Annotated in this window: 18 protein-coding genes; 16 read left to right on the top strand and 2 right to left on the bottom strand. The window is 46.5% G+C overall.

The features are described 5' to 3' along the window. Positions 1–315 precede the first annotated feature (315 nt). Positions 316–963, bottom strand: coding sequence for a LuxR C-terminal-related transcriptional regulator (locus tag ACTF5U_RS02780; RefSeq protein WP_438970115.1), 648 nt, complete (start codon positions 961–963; stop codon positions 316–318). A gap of 353 nt (positions 964–1,316) precedes the next feature. On the opposite strand from ACTF5U_RS02780, the gene speA reads away from it, so the two are divergent. The 14 genes from speA (at position 1,317) to ACTF5U_RS02710 (ending at position 15,137) form a co-directional block, all read left to right on the top strand. Beyond that, entirely contained in the window at positions 1,317–3,263 is a 1,947-nt protein-coding gene (gene speA / locus ACTF5U_RS02775; RefSeq protein ID WP_438970114.1) for a biosynthetic arginine decarboxylase, read from the top strand. 27 nt (positions 3,264–3,290) lie between these two features. After that, a complete protein-coding gene (locus ACTF5U_RS02770) occupies positions 3,291–4,490 on the top strand; it encodes a saccharopine dehydrogenase C-terminal domain-containing protein (RefSeq protein ID WP_438970113.1) in 1,200 nt (399 codons plus the stop codon). Between the two features lie 5 nt (positions 4,491–4,495). Continuing rightward, positions 4,496–5,662, top strand: coding sequence for a carboxynorspermidine decarboxylase (gene nspC / locus ACTF5U_RS02765; RefSeq protein ID WP_438970112.1), 1,167 nt, complete (start codon positions 4,496–4,498; stop codon positions 5,660–5,662). An 8-nt stretch (positions 5,663–5,670) separates the two neighbouring features. Beyond that, on the top strand, positions 5,671–6,540 hold the full coding sequence (speB, locus tag ACTF5U_RS02760) for an agmatinase (RefSeq protein WP_438970111.1): 870 nt from the start codon (positions 5,671–5,673) through the stop codon (positions 6,538–6,540). A gap of 126 nt (positions 6,541–6,666) precedes the next feature. Next, complete coding sequence (locus ACTF5U_RS02755; protein ID WP_438970110.1) at positions 6,667–7,074, top strand: ketosteroid isomerase-related protein; 408 nt, start codon at positions 6,667–6,669, stop codon at positions 7,072–7,074. Between the two features lie 12 nt (positions 7,075–7,086). Continuing rightward, positions 7,087–7,677 carry a GNAT family N-acetyltransferase gene (locus tag ACTF5U_RS02750; protein ID WP_438970109.1) on the top strand — a complete coding sequence of 197 codons (591 nt, stop codon included), beginning with the start codon at positions 7,087–7,089 and terminating at the stop codon, positions 7,675–7,677. Then, positions 7,674–8,555 carry a carbon-nitrogen hydrolase family protein gene (locus ACTF5U_RS02745; protein ID WP_438970108.1) on the top strand — a complete coding sequence of 294 codons (882 nt, stop codon included), beginning with the start codon at positions 7,674–7,676 and terminating at the stop codon, positions 8,553–8,555. Before ACTF5U_RS02750 ends, ACTF5U_RS02745 begins: the two co-directional genes overlap by 4 nt. A 145-nt stretch (positions 8,556–8,700) precedes the next feature. Beyond that, positions 8,701–9,783 carry an iron-sulfur cluster carrier protein ApbC gene (apbC, locus tag ACTF5U_RS02740; RefSeq protein WP_438970107.1) on the top strand — a complete coding sequence of 361 codons (1,083 nt, stop codon included), beginning with the start codon at positions 8,701–8,703 and terminating at the stop codon, positions 9,781–9,783. 90 nt (positions 9,784–9,873) lie between these two features. Continuing rightward, positions 9,874–10,434: a dCTP deaminase gene (dcd, locus tag ACTF5U_RS02735; RefSeq protein ID WP_438970106.1), complete on the top strand. Its 561-nt coding sequence runs from the start codon at positions 9,874–9,876 to the stop codon at positions 10,432–10,434. Between the two features lie 8 nt (positions 10,435–10,442). Further along, positions 10,443–11,495, top strand: a complete 1,053-nt coding sequence (locus ACTF5U_RS02730; RefSeq protein WP_438970105.1) for a WD40 repeat domain-containing protein — start codon at positions 10,443–10,445, stop codon at positions 11,493–11,495. Beyond that, a complete protein-coding gene (locus tag ACTF5U_RS02725; RefSeq protein ID WP_438970104.1) occupies positions 11,488–11,820 on the top strand; it encodes an NGG1p interacting factor NIF3 in 333 nt (110 codons plus the stop codon). The genes ACTF5U_RS02730 and ACTF5U_RS02725 overlap by 8 nt, the downstream gene beginning before the upstream one ends. Before the next feature lie 16 nt (positions 11,821–11,836). After that, positions 11,837–14,497 carry an aminopeptidase N gene (gene pepN, locus ACTF5U_RS02720; protein WP_438970103.1) on the top strand — a complete coding sequence of 887 codons (2,661 nt, stop codon included), beginning with the start codon at positions 11,837–11,839 and terminating at the stop codon, positions 14,495–14,497. Then, complete coding sequence (locus ACTF5U_RS02715) at positions 14,497–14,910, top strand: HIT domain-containing protein (RefSeq protein ID WP_438970102.1); 414 nt, start codon at positions 14,497–14,499, stop codon at positions 14,908–14,910. Before pepN ends, ACTF5U_RS02715 begins: the two co-directional genes overlap by 1 nt. A gap of 2 nt (positions 14,911–14,912) precedes the next feature. Continuing rightward, positions 14,913–15,137 (top strand): DUF2835 domain-containing protein, encoded by a 225-nt coding sequence (locus ACTF5U_RS02710; protein ID WP_438970101.1) that lies wholly within the window; start codon positions 14,913–14,915, stop codon positions 15,135–15,137. On the opposite strand, the gene ACTF5U_RS02705 is transcribed toward ACTF5U_RS02710, so the two are convergent. Then, a complete protein-coding gene (locus ACTF5U_RS02705) occupies positions 15,138–15,569 on the bottom strand; it encodes an RDD family protein (RefSeq protein ID WP_438970100.1) in 432 nt (143 codons plus the stop codon). Positions 15,570–15,660: 91 nt separating this feature from the next. Between ACTF5U_RS02705 and purL the strand changes: the two genes are divergently transcribed. After that, positions 15,661–19,548 (top strand): phosphoribosylformylglycinamidine synthase, encoded by a 3,888-nt coding sequence (gene purL / locus ACTF5U_RS02700; RefSeq protein ID WP_438970099.1) that lies wholly within the window; start codon positions 15,661–15,663, stop codon positions 19,546–19,548. A 4-nt stretch (positions 19,549–19,552) separates the two neighbouring features. Continuing rightward, positions 19,553–21,676: GGDEF domain-containing protein (locus ACTF5U_RS02695; RefSeq protein WP_438970098.1), on the top strand; the 2,124-nt coding region annotated here is incomplete at its 3' end.

Genomic DNA, 21,676 nt, shown 5'->3' with positions numbered 1-21,676 from the left:
ACGTTCCCAAGCTTAAATCACAATCAAGACTCTTGATTAAAGTATAGCATTACCCCACTTCCATAACATTATACATAAAAAATTACAAGAAGCTCGCAATGGCTTCTGCACAGACTTTTCACAGCCAGTCAAAACTGTTTAATAATTGTGTGAACCATTTACTCGATTCTAAAGCGGTACTCTATATCGATTTTTCCGAGAAGAGGCGGATAAGCCTCTGTAGCGAGGAAAAGGGAATCGTGTATTGCTAATATCTAGGCCATGCAGAGCAAGTATGAAAATTTTGGAGGTGATTAAATCAATGAGCACTAAACGTTAGATGATGCCAAGAAGCGTTGCTTCGCTGACTGCCTGCATTTTATTTTTCACAGAGAGTTTTTTATAAACATTCGATACGTATTCTCTGACTGTGTAATATGAAATGTCGAGCATTTTAGCTATTTCTTTAGATGTATATCCTTTACTTACCAATAATAAAACCTCTTTTTCGCGAGGGCTTAAAACATCAGGTGTATTTTTTGGATCTTCCTTAGCCGCCTCGCTAAAGGAAAGTTCATTTAGTAAATATCTGGCGATACTGGGACTTATTGGTGCTCCTCCGTCAACCATCTGGCTGATAGCTTCATTGATATCCATGAAGTCATCATCTTTGAGTAAGTAGCCGGAGGCGCCGGCTTTAAGTGCTTCTATAACGTGATAACCATCACCAAAAACAGTGATAACAATCGCAAGTTGTGTTTTCACACCAGGCAGGTTGATAAGCTTGATTAGATCGACACCGTTACCATCCGGTAGATCAAGGTCGGTCAGGAGAATGTCAGGCGGTGTATTCCTGATGAATGTTAGCCCTTCATTGTATGTACTAACAGAACCAATCAGTTCAAAGAGGCCACCATCTATAACTGCATTTTCTAGACGTTTACGCGTGGCTTCTGAGTCTTCAACAATTAAAATGGTTTTCATATTGGCTAGCTATTCACTGTCCCTGATATCCGGGTAGTTATGACCGTTAATTTCTCCCGGATGGATCCAAAACGGTATGTCAACGCTATTAACCCAATGAGTCAGTTTGCTTTGTGTGTGCTCATGTATCATATCAGCATCAAAATAATAGCATTAACCCCTATGTTGCGGGGACTATGGGGCTTAAATCTTACCTAACTGAAACATCCGAACGCTCTTCAAGTCCATGACAATGCCTGACATGTCATGATGTTGTAAAGTTATGCTAATAACAAATGTAATTATTCTTTGCATTTTCACACTAAAGTAGTGAGAATCGCGGTTTTTTTAATCACTTTATTGGAAATCAGCCCATGCAAAATCATCTTTCCTCTTCACTGGAAAATGAGCTTGATTTAACTGCTGAATGGAGCGCAGAGCATAGTGCTCGTTTGTATGGTGTGCGTGATTGGGGCAATGATTATTTCGATGTGTCAGCTGATGGAAATGCGGTTGTCACATTGCAGTTTGGCGAAAAAACTATTCAGGTTCCTATCATTGAAATTGTTAATGGTATGAAACAGCGAGGTCTTGATATGCCCGCTGTGTTACGAATAGAAAACCTGCTGGACCAACGTATCACCCAGCTCAATGAAGCGTTTGCAAAAGCCATTAATGAGGCGGGTTATAAGAATCATTACCGCGGCGTATTTCCGATTAAGGTCAACCAGCAATGTCATGTTATCGAGGAGATTGCTGACTATGGCAGCCGATACCATCACGGGCTTGAAGCGGGAAGCAAGGCGGAACTGATTATCGCCTTAACGCAGCTGCGTGATCCTGAGAGTTTGATTATCTGTAACGGTTATAAAGATGAGGAGTTTATTGAACTAGGCTTATATGCCCGCCAGATGGGGATCAATTGCTTCTTTGTGCTGGAAACGGCAATGGAGCTGGATATTATTTTGGAGCGAAGCCAGGCTTTAGGAATTGATCCTTTGATAGGGGTGCGAATTCGTCTGGCATCAATGGTTGAGGGTCATTGGAACGAAGACAGTGGTGATCGCTCCATTTTTGGTTTATCGACGAATGCTTTACTGGGTGTCATTGAAAAGCTTAAACAAGCGGATATGCTTCACTGTCTGCAATTACTCCACAGTCATCTGGGTTCACAAATCCCGAATATCCGTAATATCCGCAGTGGAGTAATGGAAGCCTGTCGTTTCTATTCCGGTCTCATAGAAGAGGGTGCACCGATGGGGTATATCGACCTGGGTGGTGGGTTAGCGGTCGATTACGAAGGCGCCAGAAGCAATAGTACACATAGCATGAATTATGGTCTGGATGAATACTGCTACAGCATTGTTGAAACCTTGCAGGAAAGTCTCGACCCTCTGGATATTGCCCATCCCGTGATCATTTCTGAATCAGGACGTGCGCTGGTAGCTTATTCATCGATGTTGCTATTCAACATTTTGGAAACACGGGAACATAAACCTGGGGCGTTACCAGAAAAAGCGCCTGAAGGTAGTCATGATCTGATCGTTAACTTATTCAGTGTATTGGATTACGTTGACGTTGATAACCTGCAGGAGTGTTATAACGACTCATTGTATTACCGGGATGAAATACGCGAGCTGTTTCATCACGGACAGTCGAGTCTGAGAGAACGTGCTCTGGCTGAAAACGTGACACTGGCGATTCTGGACAAGATTTCAAATCTTCTGCCACAGGCAAGACGTGTTTCGCAAGAGCTGGAAACATTACCTGAGCTGATGTCAGATATTTACTATGGCAACTTTAGCCTGTTCCAGTCGCTACCTGATATCTGGGCTATTGATCAGTTGTTTCCAATCATGCCCATTCATCGATTGAACGAGGCACCGGTTCGTGACGGCGTGCTGGCTGATATGACTTGTGATTGTGACGGCAAAATCGATAATTTCATTTCGCCTTCAGGTGTGAAGAAAACCTTACCCCTTCATCCCTTAAAGGAAGGCGAGGAATATTACATCAGTGTATTTCTGGTCGGTGCTTACCAGGAAACCTTGGGCGACTTACATAACCTGTTCGGTGATACCAATGTAGTAAGCGTGCATGTGAATAATGACGGGAGTTTTGATTTTCGTCGTGAATTTCATGGTGACAGCATTGCCGATGTGCTGAGTTATGTGGAGTACGATCCAAAGCTGATTCATGAACAATTCCGCCGTATGGCTGAACAAGCTGTCCGGGATGGAAAAATTACTGTGCCTATGCGTCAACAAATGCTGCGTGCTTTTAGAGACAGCATGCAGGGTTACACTTTCTTCGAACGTTAATCAAAGCCGAGTTAAAGGAATTCAGCTATGTCTAAAGTCGTGATTATTGGTGCTGGTGGCGTGGGTAGTGTGGTTACCCACAAATGCGCCCAGTTGCCGGAAGTCTTTTCTGAAATTGTGCTGGCCAGCCGCACTGAAGCAAAATGCAAGGCCATCGCGGCTCAGATAGAACGCCCAATAAAAACAGCACAGGTCGACGCCGACAATGTGGCCGAGTTAACCACCTTACTCGAGCAGGAAAAACCGGATTTAGTGATCAATGTGGCGTTGCCTTATCAAGATTTGACGATCATGGATGCCTGCCTGGCTACAGGTGTTAACTATCTGGACACAGCCAACTATGAACCGCTTGATACGGCTAAGTTCGAATATAAATGGCAGTGGGCATATCAGGACAAGTTCAAGCAGGCTGGTTTAACGGCGTTATTAGGTAGTGGTTTTGATCCAGGCGCGACTAATGTGTTTACAGCGTATATCGCCAAACATTATTTTGATGAAATTCACGAACTCGACATCATTGATGTGAACGGGGGCGACCATGGTTATCCGTTTGCGACAAACTTCAACCCGGAAATTAATATCCGAGAGGTTACGGCTGAATGCCGACATTGGGAAAATGATGCGTTTGTGACAACACCAGCGATGTCAAAAAATGCCAGTTTTACCTGTCCTGAACAGGTCGGAACATACAATATTTACCGTATGTATCATGAAGAACTGGAATCCTTAACCAAACATTTCCCGACGTTAAAACGGGCTCAGTTCTGGATGAGTTTCGGTGAAAGTTATCTGAAACACCTGGAAGTACTGGGAAATGTAGGTATGACAGGCATTGAACCGATTGAATTTCAGGGCCAGAAAATCGTACCGATTCAGTTCCTCAAAGCTTTACTGCCAGATCCATCGACGCTCGGACCGAAAACGAAAGGAAAGACCTGCATCGGCTGTGTGGTGAAAGGTGTGAAAGACGGTAAAGAAAAAATCGTTTATCTCTACAACATTAAAGACCATCAGGACTGTTACAAAGAAGTCCAGTCTCAGGCTATTTCCTATACAACCGGTGTGCCAGCAATGATCGGCGCCAAAATGATACTGGAAGGTATATGGAAACAACCTGGTGTCTGGAATATTGAGCAATTTGATCCGGATCCCTTTATGGAAGACATGAATAAATATGGGTTGCCCTGGAAAGTAGTTGAACTCGACAGTTTTGATTTGGACGGTTGAATCAGATGCAATTTACTGATTTTGGCAAACTCGACTTATCGCGTTTGCCATCTCCTTGCTTCGTAGTGGATGAGGTTGCGGTGGAACGGAATCTTCGCATTCTCAGTGAAGTGGCAGAGGCAAGTGGCGCTAAAATTCTCGGTGCTCTAAAAGCCTTCTCGATGTGGTCATTTGGCAAGATGACGAATAAATACCTCAGTGGTACCTGTGCCAGTGGTTTACATGAAGCAAAGTTAGGCCATGAAGAATACGGCGGGGAGGTGCATGTTTATGCTGCCGCGTTCAGCCAGAGCGATATTGATGAATTGCTCACCTTTGCGCATCACATTGTTTTCAACTCCTGCGGACAGTGGCTTCGTTTTCGTGAACAGTGTTTAGCGGCACAAAAACAGCGGCCTGATTTGAGGTTTGGTCTGAGAATTAATCCGGAGCATTCGGAAGGCACTGTCCCTATTTATGACCCGTGTGCACCAGGCTCCCGTTTAGGTATTCCGCTATCGCAACTGGATGATACGATCCTCGATGGCATTACCGGCCTGCATTTCCACACCTTGTGTGAGCAGGGCTTTGAACCCTTAGCCCGAACAGTGGCGGCAGTTGAAAAAAAATTTGGTCATTTGCTAAAGCAAATGCAGTGGATTAATTTTGGCGGTGGTCATCATATTACGGCGGAAGGCTACGATCGTAATGGGCTGGTGGCGCTAGTTCAGAGTTTTAAAGAACGACACCAGCTTGAGGTTTATCTAGAACCTGGCGAAGCCATGGCGATTGGTACCGGTATCTTAAGTTGTGAAGTGCTGGATATCACCTGGAATCAGATTAATCAGGCCATTCTCGATACCTCGGCAACCTGTCATATGCCCGACACACTGGAAATGCCTTATCGTCCCGATATCAGTGGCGCATCGGAGCCTGAAGAGCAGGCGCATACGTATCGTCTGGGCGGCTTGACTTGTCTTGCCGGTGATGTGATCGGTGATTACAGTTTTGCCGAGCCACTCAAAATTGGTCAGCGCCTTAAATTTGAAGATATGAGCCACTACACCATGGTCAAAACATCGACCTTTAATGGTACCAAGTTGCCAGCGATAGCAATCTGGAACTCGGATACGGATGCACTTCAAGTGGTCAAAGAGTTTGGTTACGCTGATTTTAAACACAGACTTTCATGAGTAAAACAATGACTAACGACTATCCGATCTTTTTAGGATCTGAAATTGATCAGCCTGATCCCGATAAAGCTTTGTTTCATGTCTTGCCGGTGCCGTTTGAGAAAACAGTCTCTTATGGTGGGGGTACAGGGAAAGGCCCATCGGTCATACTTGATGCTTCATGGCAACTGGAAGAGTGGGATGGCAAGAGCAAACCCAGTGATGCCGGTATTTATACCTGTGACCCGGTGGATTGCAGTGTCGATGCGGAAACGGTGATCAATAACATTGCTATGGCCACGGCTGAAATTGTCCGTCATGGTGCAATCCCCGTTATTCTCGGTGGCGAGCACACTGTCACCTATGGTGTATTGAAAGGCCTCAAGGAGGCCGGTTTTGATGATTTTGGTATTGTTCAGATTGATGCGCATGCCGATTTACGTCAAGCCTATGAAGGAGACTTGCTGAGCCATGCTTCGGTGATGAAACGTGCAGTTGATATGGGGATTCCTTTGTATCAGCTCGGTATTCGGGCGCTTTGTGAAGAAGAGATGGCCTTCCGCGAAGAATTTGGGGTGCGCTATGAAGATGCTGACGATCTAGTGCCCAACAACAAGCAGAGCATTGAACTGCCAGATGACTTTCCGCAAAAAGTCTTTTTTACTCTGGATGTTGATGGCATGGATCCCTCCGTATTCCCATCTACAGGCACACCAGTACCCGGTGGTTTGGGCTGGTATCAAACACTAAATTTATTTGAATCAGTGGCCAGACAGCGTGAGATTATCGGTTTCGATATTATGGAGTTTGCACCGATTGAGGGCTTTCATGCCTATGATTTCGCGGCATCAATGCTGACCTACAAGCTTATGGGAATCGTTCAGCGTCAGCGGGCATAACCCCGTTTATCAATAAGCAGTGAAATGTCAGTCCTCCGTGAGTTTATTCAAACACGCAGTTTTTACTTTCCATAGAACAATTTAAGGGCTAAAATCCGCCGTTTTTTCTCTCTGGAAATTTTCACCATGAACCAAGCAACTGTAAACCTGCTGCAACAATACTATGATGCCTTCAATCGTCAAGACATGGAATCATTTTTAAACATGCTGACGGATGATGTCATTCACGATGTTAACCAAACTGGCCGTGAAGTCGGTAAAGAAGCGTTCTCCAAATTTATGGATCGTATGAACGCGCATTACAAAGAACAAATCGTCGATATTTCAATTACAACCAATGACGAAGGTGATCGTGCAGCGGTTGAATTCACGGTTCTTGGCGAATATTTGTCTACTGATGAAGGCTTGCCAGAAGCAGACGGTCAGACATATCGGCTGCCAGCAGGCGCGTTCTTTGAAATTCGTGACGGCAAAGTTGCTCGCATTACCAACTATTACAATCTGGAAGATTGGATTGCACAGGTCGCGGGTTAACGAGGAGATAACATGCTGAGACTGGAAACACTCTCGGGCGACAAACTTAAGCAATATATTCCGGAGCTGGCGCAGCTCCGGATACAGGTATTTCGTGACTTCCCTTATCTCTATGATGGTGATTTGGCTTACGAAGAAAAATACCTACAAACCTATATTGAAGCCCCAGACAGTGTGGTTGTGCTGGCGTTTGATGGTGATAAGGTGGTTGGCGCTTCGACGGGTATTCCGCTTAAACACGAGACAGATGAGGTGAAAGCCCCGTTTATTGCTGCAGGCTACGATGTCGATAAGATTTTCTACTGCGGTGAATCGGTGCTGCTTTCGCAGTATCGTGGACAGGGTGCCGGTGTTGCTTTTTTTGACCAACGTGAAGCCCATGCTGACGTTGTAGGCGATTTTGATTACAGCTGTTTTTGTGGTGTTCAACGTCCTCATGATCACCCACGTCGGCCCGCGGACTATGAGCCTCTGGATAATTTCTGGCGTAAACGCGGTTATGAAAAATATCCGGATCTCAACACTACGTTCAGCTGGAAAGAGCTCGACGAAAAAGATGAATCACCCAAACCGATGACTTTCTGGATGAAGAAAATCTCATGAGCAATGTCAAAGCAGCAATAGCGCAGTACGATATCGGGTATTTCAGTCATTGGTCAGAGTTTGAGGCCAAGCTGACACAATGGGTGAAACAAGCTTCTATGCAAGGCGCTAAACTGTTGGTATTTCCTGAGTATGGCAGCATGGAGCTGGCTTCTATATTTGGGCGGGATATCTACAGTTGTCTCAGCAAACAGTTGCACTCAATGCAAACGGTTTATGCAGAATACGAAACCCTCTACAAGGAACTCGCCAAGCGGTTTGATGTGATAATCCTAGCGAGTACATTTCCCGTGCTTCAGGACGATGGCAGTTTCCGTAATCGTGCCAATCTCTATGGCGTTGATGGTTTGATTGGTTATCAGGATAAACTCATCATGACACGGTTCGAGAATGAACAATGGCTGATTAATGCGGGCAACGAGATCAAAGTACTGGATTCCGATATTGGTCGTATTGCCATCAACATATGCTATGACGTTGAATTTCCGTTGATTGCCTACCAACAGGTTAAGGCGGGTGCTGATGTGATCCTGGCTCCAAGCTGCACCGATACCATGGCAGGCTTTCATCGAGTACGAATAGGCTGTCAGGCTCGAGCGCTTGAAAATCAATGTTATGTGCTGCAGTCACCGACCTTTGGTGATGCTGATTGGTCGCAAGCGGTTGATGTTAACACCGGCAGGGCCAGTGTCTACACACCGGTTGATTACGGATTCCCTAATGATGGCATTTTGGCCGAAGGCAGTAATGACGTCGCACAATGGGTTTATGCAGACCTCAATCTGACCGAGATTGCCAGAGTCAGGCAAGAAGGGCAGGTCTTTAATTATCGCGATTGGCCCTTGCAAAACGCCTTGCAGGCCCCAACTAGTAACTAAGAGCCGAAACGCCTTCCCTGAAGGCGTTTTTTTTGCCCGCTGAAAAGCCATGCAAAATGCGTGGATGAAGCTGTTGCCAGCAACCGTTAAACTATAATTATTTTCCCGAATACAGTGAACTCACTGAACCTGACAGGAGTGCTAAATGTTAGATCAAACTCAAATCAAGAAGATCATCAATGATTTTCAGGATCCTTCAACCGACATCACCCTGGGCGATACAAAGCCTGGCATCAAAATAGAACAGGAGGGTGATAATCAAGTCGTTAACATCAGTCTTGGTTATCCGGTCAAAGGCTATGTTGAACAACTGCAAACACAATTAGCAGCAGAGCTGACAGGAGCTGGCGCTGAGAATGTGGTCGTGAATATTTCGACAAAAGTCATTAAACATAAAGTACAGCAAGGCGTTCCGGCGCTGGAAAATGTTAAAAACATTATTGCTGTCGCTTCAGGTAAAGGTGGTGTCGGTAAATCCACTACCTCGGTTAATCTAGCCCTGGCTCTGGCAGCTGAAGGCTCGCGTGTTGGTATTCTGGATGCTGATATCTATGGCCCGAGCCAGCCACGTATGCTGGGCACTACAAAGCGGCCTGAATCTGAAGATGGTAAAAGTATTGAGCCTATCGAGAGCTATGGTATACAAAGCATGTCTATTGGTTTTCTGATAGATGAAGAAGAGCCGATGATCTGGCGTGGCCCAATGGTGACGCAGGCATTACAACAAATGCTGGGTGATACCAATTGGAAAGAGCTTGATTACCTGGTAATTGACTTGCCACCGGGCACAGGTGATATCCAGTTGACCTTGTCCCAGAAAGTGCCGGTCAGTGGTGCTGTGATCGTGACAACGCCACAGGATATTTCCCTGCTTGATGCACGCAAAGCGTTCAAGATGTTTGAGAAGGTTAATGTGCCGGTATTGGGTGTCATTGAGAACATGAGTACGCATATCTGCAGTGAGTGTGGCCACGAGGAGCATATTTTTGGTTCCGGTGGGGGTGCAAGTATGGCAGAGCAATACGATCTGAATCTGCTAGGCAGTCTGCCGCTCGACATTAAAATCCGGGAAGATGCGGATAGCGGTCAACCAAGTGTTGTGACCAATCCGGACGGTGATATCGCGATGGCTTATCGTCAGATTGCACGCAGGGTAGCTGCGCGATTAGCGATGCAGGGCAAGGACTATTCAGGCGCTTTCCCTAACGTCGTAATCAAAAACGATTAGAACAAAACGGGGGGATGTGATTCGCTGATTTTGAGATAGCAGTGAATCAGGTATGATTAAGCTTTTGTTTTAAGGTAAAGCGGCACCTATATGATCAAATCGGACAAGTGGATTCGCCGTATGGCGGAGCAGGGGATGATTACTCCTTTTGAGTCGGGACAGATTCGTTATCAGAATGATGAGCGGATTATTTCCTATGGCACCTCAAGCTATGGCTATGATGTGCGTTGTTCCGATGAGTTTAAGATATTTACTAATATCAACTCTGCGATTGTTGATCCAAAAAACTTTGATGAAAACAGCTTTGTTGATGTGCAGTCCGATGTTTGTATCATCCCCCCGAACTCTTTTGCCCTTGCTCGCACGGTCGAAACCTTTCGAATTCCACGTAATGTATTGACTGTTTGCCTCGGTAAATCGACCTATGCCCGTTGCGGCATTATTGTGAATGTCACGCCGTTAGAGCCGGAATGGGAGGGGCAGGTCACGCTGGAGTTTTCCAACACCACGCCGTTACCCGCAAAAATTTATGCTAACGAAGGTGTGGCTCAGATGCTGTTTTTTGAATCTGACGAAGTCTGTGAAACATCCTATGCCGACCGTGGTGGTAAATACCAAGGGCAGGCTGGCGTTACACTACCTCGCTCTTGATTAAAACGATGTCTGTGTCTTTCAGCTTAAAACGACTCATCAAGCTGATAGTGGTCAGCAGTTTATTGGTGGCCTGCACAAACGAACGGGCCGCCATCACTGAGTGGCAGCACAGCCAGTTGGGAAGTTATGCAGCCGCTTTTTCACCGGATCGTCGGTATGTATTAGTGGGTGATACCGATTTACCTGCCAAGCTATGGGATATTGAAGCGGGCAAAATCAAATACGCCTGGCAAAACAAAGCCGGGGAAGCGGGCACGACCACCGATGTCGCTTTCTCTCACGACGGCAAGGTGGCAGCGACCTGTGAATCTCAAACCATCGTATTGTGGAATATGGCTGACGGTGAACCGATGGTCAGGCTTGAATTCCCAGCGACAGTGAAGGACATGGCGTTATCACCGCAGGGTGATTATGTCTTGCTTGCCCTACAAGATCGAAAAGCCGTCTATTTCGATGTCATCGCCAACCGCGTGAAGTATATATTCGAACATGACGGTAAAGCGGTTAACGCTCCCATAAATCAGCTTATTAATACTGTAGCAATCTCACCGGACGGGTCATCCGGCTTGACCGGGGGAGATGATAATACTGCGCGGTTATGGGACCTCGAAACGGGCGAGCAAGTCCAGCAATGGCAGCATGGTAATGATGTGTCACTGGTATCGTTCGATCCGCTTGGCGGCTTTGTTATTACAGCCGCCGGAAATGATCAAACCCGGCTGTGGAATTTGAAAACTGGTGACCAGATTGCCGTACTCAACAACTCGCCGATTCCCATCGATAGTAGCTGGTCTGATTTCCCGATATTCCAGACGACGACTTCAGCCATTGGCTATTCCGCGGACAATCAATTTATTGTGACAGGACATCCGAATCGTCAGATATGTACCTGGCAGGCGCAGGATGGTTCACCGGTTGATTGTTGGCAAGCTCCACGTCGTCAACCATTGAAACCCGGTGTGGTATTACAGGCTGTTACTTTTAGTCCCGATGGCAAAGCCATCTACAGTGAATCGGGGAATGGCCTGGCGCAAAAGTGGCAATTTCAACATGACTGAACCCGTATTGAAACTTGTATTTTTCGTACCTGAATCACATAAAGAGTCAGTCAAAACAGCTATCTTCGATGTTGGCGCAGGCTACTACGATGGCTATGACTGCTGTAGCTGGGAAAGTCAGGGCATGGGACAGTTCCGCCCACTGGCTGGAAGTGACCCCTTTATCGGTGAGCAAGATAAAATTGAAAAAGTCCCGGAATTTCGGGTAGAAACGGTGTGTCCAGCGTCAAAAATTAAGCTCATACTGGAAACATTAATATCAGCTCACCCCTACGAAACCCCGGCCTATGAAGTCTGGTCTATCAAGACACTGGACGATTTCTGAATAAGAGCATTTCCCTATGGATAAATCTGCAACAGAACAGTCACCTCAGGTGACCTTATTAGCGAACTATCAGCAGCCTGCTTATCTGGTTGATGAAGTCTTGCTGCATTTTGACCTCGACAGCGCCAAAACGCGTGTTGTAAGCACATTGAGTATGCGCAAAAACCCAGAGGGGCCTCAGGATGACTGTGTGCTTGATGGTGAAGAGCTGACCCTAGTCTCGCTCAAACTCAATGGCAAAAAGCTGGAAGGCAATGAATATCAACGGACAGAATCACAATTACTGATTCCTAATGTGCCGAATAAGTTTGAGTTGGAAATTATTACAGAAATTGCGCCCGATCAGAATACGGCACTTGAAGGGCTTTATTATTCCGGCAGTATTTTGTGTACGCAATGTGAAGCCGAGGGGTTTCGTCGTATAACTTACTATCCGGATCGTCCCGATGTGATGTCGGTATTCACCGTCACCATTGTGGCAGACCGGGAAATATGGCCGGTGATGCTTTCTAACGGCAATATGCAGGATCAAGGCGTGTTTGATGACGGACGCCATTGGGTACGCTGGCATGACCCCCATCCTAAACCGAGTTATTTGTTTGCCTTGGTGGCGGGGGATTTGTACATACAGCAGGATACGTTTACCACAATGAGCGGGCGTGAGGTTGCCTTGCGGATTTATGTCGATCCGGAAAATCAGCATAAATGTGATCACGCATTGAATTCATTGAAGCAGGCAATGAAGTGGGATGAAGATACCTACGGGCGAGAGTATGATCTTGATGTCTTCATGATCGTTGCTGTCAATGACTTCAATATGGGCGCGATGGAAAACAAAGGGCTTAATATTTTTAATGCTGCCTGTGTTCTTGCCAGTGCGGAAACGGCTACTGACGATGATTTTTATACCATCCAGAGCATTGTCGCTCACGAATACTTTCATAACTGGTCAGGTAATCGCGTGACCTGTCGTGATTGGTTCCAGCTAAGCCTGAAAGAAGGCTTTACCGTGATGCGTGATCAAAGCTTCAGTGCCGATATCAACTCTGCTGCCGTCCAGCGTATTGATGATGTGAATGGTCTGCGTAGCATGCAGTTTTCAGAAGATGCCGGCCCGATGGCACATCCGGTTAGACCAGACTCTTATATTGAAATCAGTAACTTTTACACCGTCACGATTTACCAAAAAGGTGCAGAAGTCGTTCGTATGATTAAAACGCTGGTTGGTGATTCCGGCTTCAGAAAAGGCACGGATTTATATTTCGATCGCCATGATGGTCAGGCTGTCACCACGGAGGATTTTGTTAATGCATTAGAGGATGCGAATGCGTTTGACTTGAGTCAGTTCAGACGCTGGTACGATCAAGCCGGTACACCAGAGCTGACGATTGATACTGACTACGATCCGATTGAACATCGCTTCAGCTTAACTGTCAGCCAAAGTTGCCCTGCAACGCCCGGACAGGAAACCAAACTACCTTTCCATATTCCTCTGGCCGTTGGCTTATTGGATAAATCCGGCAGCAGCCTGCCGATGCAACTTGAAGATGAAAACAAACCGCACTATGAAGAGACGCGGGTATTATCTGTTACAGAACGCACGCAAACCTTTGAGTTTATTAATGTCAGTTCAGAACCACTGGCTTCGGTTTTGCGTGGTTTCTCGGCACCGGTCAAGTTGAATTATGATTTATCAAATCATCAGCTAGCCTTTTTGATGGCCAATGATAAAGACAGTTTCAATCGTTGGGATGCTGGCCAGAAGTTAATGATCTCAACGTTGCAGGAACTGGTTGCGGATATTCAGCAGAATAATCAACTGGGGCTGTCTCCACTGCTGGTTAATCAGTTAGAGCGAGTGTTGACCGATAAAAAGCTGGATCCTGCTTTAGTAGCAAAAATGCTGACATTACCGACCGAGAATTATCTGGCAGCACAGATGGATACACCCGATGTGGATGCTATTCATCAGGCGCGAAACTATGTTAAACGTAATATTGCGGTATCACTTAAAGCACAATTTAACCAGACCTACGAAAAACTCAGTGACAAGAAAGCATATGATTTCAACGCTGAAGATATGGCTAAACGCAGTCTGAAAAATGTGTGTTTGTCTTATTTGGTGGCCAGTGGTGATCCGATGCAGATACAACGTTGTCTGCGTCAGATGAAACTTTCGGACAATATGACTGAGCTATTAGCCGGTTTGCGTCTGATGGTGGATCAGGATGGTCTGGAAAGAGAGAACGCTTTACGCTCATTCTATGAGCAATGGAAACACGACCGTCAGGTGGTGGATAAGTGGTTAGCGGTACAGGCTGCCTCACAATTACCGGATACTCTGATTCGGGTCAAAGGCTTGATGAAACACGAAGCCTTCAGCATTAAGAATCCGAACAATGTGCGTGCGCTGATTGGCATGTTCTGTCGTAATAACCCGGTTCACTTTCATGCAAAAGATGGATCCGGTTATCGCTTCCTTGCTGAACAGATTCTGGTGTTGGACAAAATTAATCCTCAAGTGGCGGCGCGGATGTTGGGCGCATTAAATTCATGGCGGCGGTATGATGAACATCGTCAGGCATTAATGCAGCAAGCACTGGAAAGCATTGCGGAACAGGAAGATTTATCTGCAGATGTCTATGAGATTGTTACCAAGTATCTAGCAGCGAACTGATGTACGAACTTCACCCACAGTTGCAAAAAGACACCATCAGAATCGGTCAGTTTGAACTCAGTGACGTATTACTGATGAATGATGAGCGTTACCCTTGGGTGATTCTTGTACCCAGAAGGGTGAATGTCCGTGAAATTCATCAATTGACAGAGACAGAACAGCAGCAGTTACTGAAAGAGTCGAGTTTTGTTGCCAAAGCGATGACGCAGCTTTTTTCGGCGCAAAAGATGAATGTGGCCGCTTTAGGGAATATTGTAGAACAACTGCATTTACATCATGTGGCACGCTTTACTTCGGATGCTTCATGGCCGAAACCGGTATGGGGAATCGGTCAAGCAGCACCCTATTCTGATGTTGCATCAAAAGTCATGCTGTCACAGCTTGAGCGTGTTTTAGGTGATTATTTGATCTAGTTATGACCGAATTGCGATTTCGTCTGCACCTGAGTCGAGATGTGGCACTCCGCTATTATCGCGGTTTGGCCGCCACCGTTGTGGTTCGCGCAGAAACTGGCCAGACATTAAGTTTTCCCGCACACCATATTCGCCCCTTTGTCGATGCAGCTGGGGTGAATGGTCTATTCAAAATTAGCTTTGATAGCAACAATAAGATGCAATCAATAAAGCGGATTGCTCGGTAATTAGCGTTTTTCCGGTTTATTTAAAATCAGCTGTGTTCCCGACATGACATCATGCCAGCTTTGTTTTTCTTTTCCGATCCATTGCCACCAGAATCCCAGTCCCAAAAACAGCCATGAAAAGATGGCAACTGTAAATCGAGTGCCTGCTTGTTTCCAGCTAATACTGACCTGACTCTGCCCAACCAGATAGATTTTCCATGCGCGCATGCCTAGAGTTTGTCCGCCATGGGTCCAGAACCAGCCATAGAAAAACAAACTGACTAAGAGCAGATAAAAGAAAAAGAGCGGGTTTCCGGAGTGGATCGCTTCACCACCATTGAGTACTACCGGAATCACTGTTGCCAGCAATAATACGGACAACAAAAGCATAAAGTCATAAAGCATCGCCATTAACTGACGAAGCGGGCCGGGCCGAGTATTTGATTGTGTCATAAAAAAACCTGAAATTACTGTATTTTATTTGGGCGTTAAACCCCACTTAAAGTATCATTATCGCTTTAATTTATGTTGAATTGGGATCCGCATGCTGCAATTGACAGGCCGTCCGGCTTTTTCTGCTTTCCGTCTGGAGAAATTACTCAACACCATTCAGTCTGAGGTCGCTCCTGTCACTGCGATAAGAACTGAATATCGGTATTTTGTTGAAATCGAAGGTGAATGTTTTTTGCCGGCCGATGAACACAATGTGATTTTGACACTATTGGAAGCGCAGGATCACACGAAAGAAGCCGAGGCTGGTGAGCACTTTTTTCTGGTTACGCCGCGGCCGGGAACCATTTCACCCTGGTCAAGTAAAGCAACTGATATTGCAGTCAACAGTGGCGTCAAAGATGTAGTACGTATTGAACGCGGCGTGGCTTTTTTCATTAAAAGCAGCGAGGTACTCGATTACACACAAAGACAAGCTATTGCTAAGCATTTACACGATCGGATGATCGAATCGGTGTTTGAAACCGTAGATGATGCGGATCGATTATTTATGCACAGTGCCTCGCGCCCTTTAATTGGCGTGGATATTATCAATGGTGGGCGTGAAGCCTTGGTATCAGCCAACCAAACGATGGGTCTAGCCTTAGCAGAAGACGAAATTGATTATCTCTACGATAACTTCATTACTTTGGATCGTAATCCCAATGATATTGAACTGATGATGTTTGCTCAGGCAAATTCTGAGCATTGCCGCCACAAAATTTTCCGGGCTGACTGGATTATTGATGGTAAGCAGCAACCGCATACGTTGTTCAACATGATTCGTAATACCCACGATAAAAACCCTGATGGTGTAGTCACAGCCTACAGCGATAATTCGTCTGTCATTGAGGGAGCAGATCGCAGTCACCGTTTTCAAGTAGATATGGCTTCAGGCCTCTATCACTACGAAGGTGAAGTGCAACACATCCTGATGAAGGTGGAGACTCACAATCATCCGACAGCGATTTCTCCTTTCCCGGGTGCCGCAACAGGATCAGGTGGTGAAATACGTGATGAGGGCGCGACAGGACGTGGTTCAAAACCGAAAGCCGGTTTGACCGGTTTTTCCGTATCCAATCTTGAAATTCCCGGCTTCGAACAGCCCTGGGAAACCCCTTATGGAAAACCTGCTCGCATGGCATCCGCTCTGGATATTATGACTGATGGGCCGCTAGGTGGTGCAGCCTTCAATAATGAGTTCGGTCGCCCGAATCTTTGTGGATACTTCCGGACTTATGAAGTACAAATTCCGACTGAGGACGGCTTTGAGGTGCGCGGCTATCATAAACCAATAATGGTTGCGGGTGGCATGGGCTCAATTCGTCCACAACATGTTGAAAAGGGCATTATGGATCCCGGTATACAACTTATTGTGCTGGGTGGTCCCGCAATGTTGATTGGTCTGGGTGGCAGTGCGGCTTCTTCAGTGGCATCAGGAACCAGTGATGAAGGTCTGGACTTCGCTTCTGTGCAACGCGGTAATCCTGAAATGGAACGCCGTTGTCAGGAAGTCATTGACCGTTGTGTTGCCTTAAATGATAAAAATCCGATTGTTGCTATCCATGATGTTGGTGCCGGTGGCTTATCCAATGCGTTCCCAGAATTGGTTGACGACAGTGGCCGTGGTGGACGCTTTGAACTGAGATTGGTACCGAACGACGAGTCCAGCATGTCACCAATGGAAATCTGGTGTAATGAGTCTCAGGAACGTTATGTGCTGGGTATTCATCCTGATAGCGTGGATGAGTTTCAGGCGATTTGTGAACGTGAACGCTGTCCGTGGGCGATTGTCGGTGAAACGACCGAGGAGGAACATTTACTGCTTGGTGATGCAGATAATGAGACCTTACCCATCGATATGCCTCTATCGTTATTGCTGGGTAAACCGCCTAAGATGTTGCGTGATGTTGAGCACGTCCAGAAGCAATATCCTGAGCTTGATTTGACAGGCATTTCGGCTGAGCATGCTCTTGAGCGTGTTCTCAAACTCCCTAGCGTTGCCAGTAAAAGCTTTTTGATCACGATTGGTGATCGCTCGGTCACCGGGCTGGTGGCCCGTGATCAAATGGTCGGTCCATGGCAGGTGCCAGTCTCGGATTGTGCTGTGACTTTGGCTGATCATCATGATGTGTTAGGTGAAGCGATGGCGATGGGGGAGCGGACACCATTGGCGGTGATAAATGCACCGGCATCAGGCCGTATGGCCGTCGGCGAAGCGATTACCAATATTGCCGCCGCTAAAATTGAAAAATTGAGCGATATTAAACTGTCTGCCAACTGGATGGCGGCATGTGGTCATCCAGGCGAAGATGCGCTGTTATACGACACGGTAAAAGCGGTTGGTATGGAATTATGTCCGGAGTTGGGCATTGCAATCCCAGTGGGTAAAGATTCTTTATCAATGAAAACGGTCTGGGATGAGACAGGTGACACCAAATCGGTTACATCGCCGGTATCATTGCTTATCAGTGCATTTGCACCGGTCTCCGACACGATAAAAACCTGCACACCCCAACTCAGAACCGACCTGGGTGAAACAGACTTAATCTATATCGATCTGGGACAGGGCGAAAATCGTCTTGGCGCATCAGCCCTGGCGCAAGTCTTTAATCAAGTAGGGCAAACAGGTGCCGATCTGGATAATGCAGCCAGCTTGATAGGTTTCTTTGACGCGGTTCAGCAACTGAAACAGGATGACTTGATCCTTGCTTATCATGACCGTGGTGATGGTGGTTTGATCGTGACACTGGTTGAAATGGCATTTGCGGGTCATTGCGGCGTAGATATTACGCTGGACGGTTTAGGTGAGACCTTGCCATTATTATTCAGTGAAGAACTCGGTGCTGTTCTCCAGGTTCGACGCGCTGCAGTGGAAAAAGTACAGGCAGTCTTGAGCCAAAATGGTTTGGCAGACATAAGTCATGTGATCGGTACAGTAAATGATGATCAGCGTATTCGGGTTAGTGTTAACGATGACAAAGTGATTGATCAGTCACGTGTTACCCTACAACGCTTCTGGGCTGAGACCAGCTACCGTATGCAGGCTTTACGTGATAATCCTGACTGTGCCAAACAGGAGTTTGATGCGTTAATGGATGAGAATGATCCAGGGCTGTACGCTAAATTGACATTTAATGCCGCTGAGAATGTGGCTGCGCCATTTATTGTGTCGGGTAACCGACCTAAAGTTGCCATTTTGCGAGAACAGGGTGTGAATGGACAAATGGAAATGGCTGCCTCTTTTGATCATGCCGGTTTCTCAGCCGTTGACGTGCATATGAGCGATATTCTGGAAGGCCGTACTCAACTGAGGGACTTTGTTGGTCTCGTTGCCTGTGGTGGTTTCTCTTACGGTGACGTCCTTGGCGCAGGACGTGGCTGGGCAAGCACCATTCTGCACAATGACCGTGCACGCCAACAGTTTGCTGAATTTTTCCAACGTGAAGATACCTTTGCATTAGGTGTCTGTAATGGTTGTCAGATGCTATCGCAATTGAAAGCATTAATTCCGGGAAGTGACCACTGGCCAAGCTTTTCACGTAATGTGTCTGAGCAATTTGAAGCGCGCTTCTCTCTGGTTGAAATTGTTGAGTCGCCTTCGATCCTCTTGAATGGGATGGCTGGTTCCACCATGCCAATTGCTGTGGCACATGGTGAAGGTCGTGTTGATTTCTCGGAGACCGGTTCTTTATCTGATGCCATCGTCTCAATGCGTTACGTTGATCATCGCGGCAAAGCGACGGAAGCGTATCCGCTCAACCCGAATGGTTCGGAGCAGGGTATCACCGCGCTGACAACAGAGGATGGTCGGGTGACGATTATGATGCCGCATCCGGAGCGTGTGACTCGCACCGTGCAGCACTCATGGCATCCGGATAACTGGGGTAAAGATGGTCCATGGGCACGCCTATTCCAGAACGCCAGACGCTGGGTCGGTTAATCCAGTGGCACTACCCCACAGCCTAGCCCTGCGGGGCGGTGTTTGTGACTTTTTACTCATTGTCTTACTGAGTTTTGCGTGTTTTAGCTCAATAGCACTAGCTGCACCGGAAACGATCGATTTGGCTGAGCTTGACTGGCAATTTCGCTGGGATGATGCTCCTGGTGTGGAGGGCATCTCTGACTCGGTCAAGCTCAAAGAATGGGAGCCGATTGCTTTTCCGGCGGATCCGCCTGGTCGTAATGGCCATACTCATGTCTGGTTTCGAACTATTCTTCCTGCAGTCGATGTGCCGGAACCGGTTATCTATATCACCAGCATTGATTTAAATGTTGAGGCCTTTATCGATGATAGGCTGATCTATCGATTTGGTGAGTTTGATGAGAACGGTAATGGGAAGTTTATGGGGTGGCCATGGCACGCCATCAAACTGCCCGATGATTATGCTGGCAAACCACTTTACCTGAGAGTTTATTCCGATTACACCGATATGGGGCTGTGGGGTGAGGTAAAGATTTTGGACCGATCGGATATGTTACTGCATGTTATAAGCAGTGGATTGCATGAGCTGATCATCGCCGCATTTTCTGTACTAATTGCTTTTATAGCCTTTGTGTTTGCGATTGTTCGCGGTACAAGGAAAGAGTTTTTTTTCCTCGGGCTGTTTTCACTGACAACGGCAGGAACCCTGTTAGGGGAAAATCTGGCCATACAGCTTGTGTTTAGCTGGCCGTTGCTAAAAACGTATCTCGCAGCAATAAGCTACTTTGCGATGCCAATTTTCATTGCCATGTTGCTGTATTACTGGGTCGAAGATGTTAAGTATGGCAGATTGCTGAAAACAGTTGCCACAGTGCATCTGGTTTATCTGATTTCTGTCATGCTGTTATCGTTGATCGGTGTGATCAACCTAGCCACTGCTTATCCACTGTTTGATCTGCTGTTTGTTTTGTCTGTGCTGCTCATGCTGACGGTGATACTGCGCGTTTCGAGCCAGATGAACATTGCCCAGCAATTGGTGCTTGGTGCTTTTGGGGTCTATGCCATCTTTCTGCTGGCTGACATGCTGGTAGCGCATAGTTTCATGCCTTGGGTAGACTTCCCAATGTCTTATGGTGGTCTGATTTTTTCACTTGTTCTGGTGATGGTGTCCATACGCAATTACATTCGGACTCATACGGAATTGGAGATACTGAATGAGACGCTTGAGCATCGTGTCATTGAACGTACAGCCGAGTTACATGATTACGTTGAAGCCGAACAAGAAAGACGAATCATTCTTGAGCGCCAGAGCCGTTTTGCCTCACAGTTAGAAAGTTTTAATATCGCGTTGCAGTCCTGTCATTCCCTGGCTGAAGCCAATCTTTTGTTTAAGGAAAGACTTGCTGACGTTTTTCAGCCTGCGCAAGTCGAGGTCAGTCTCGGTGACCAAACGATGAATGCTTTGCCGGATGCTCAAATCCGCTTGCAGGGTCTCGAGGGTGGCAGTCAGGTCTTTGCGTCATTGCGTCTGAAAACAGTGGAGCCAATGCTATTGAATCAGGATGTTGAAGAAATGATTCAGCGAACCGCACAACGGCTGTCAGTCACGCTTGGTAATATCAAATTGCGCGAAGACCTCCAGCGATATTCCTTTGAAGATTCCTTAACCGGTTTACGTAATCGGCGGTTTTTTGATGACGCACTAAGCCGTGATATTAAGCTTGCACAGCGCGAACAGTCAGCTTTATCTTTATTAATTTGCGATATTGATCACTTCAAGCGCTTTAATGATGACTATGGTCATGAAGCCGGGGATGTGGCCTTGCAAGCAGTAGCGGCGGAACTCAAGCAGCACTTCCGGCAAAGTGATATTCCCTGTCGTTTGGGCGGCGAAGAATTTGTTGTATTACTGCGAAAAGCGAGTCTTGAGGATGCCTGTGCCAAAGCAGAAAGGTTACGCAAGGCTATTGCAGCGAATCCCATTGGTTACCGAGATGAAAAACTGGGTCCACTGACAGTGTCCTTAGGCGTGGCTACTTTCCAAGGAGACGAACCTGATGCTGAAGCCTTAGTGCGTAAAGCGGATAAAGCGCTTTACAAGGCAAAACAGACAGGGCGGAATCGTATTGAAATCTTTAAAGAAGAC

The sequence above is a fragment of the Methylophaga sp. genome (assembly GCF_965655755.1).
GTDB lineage: Bacteria > Pseudomonadota > Gammaproteobacteria > Nitrosococcales > Methylophagaceae > Methylophaga.
The sequence above is the reverse complement of the archived record's forward strand: the minus strand, read 5'-3'. Positions and strand labels throughout refer to the sequence as shown.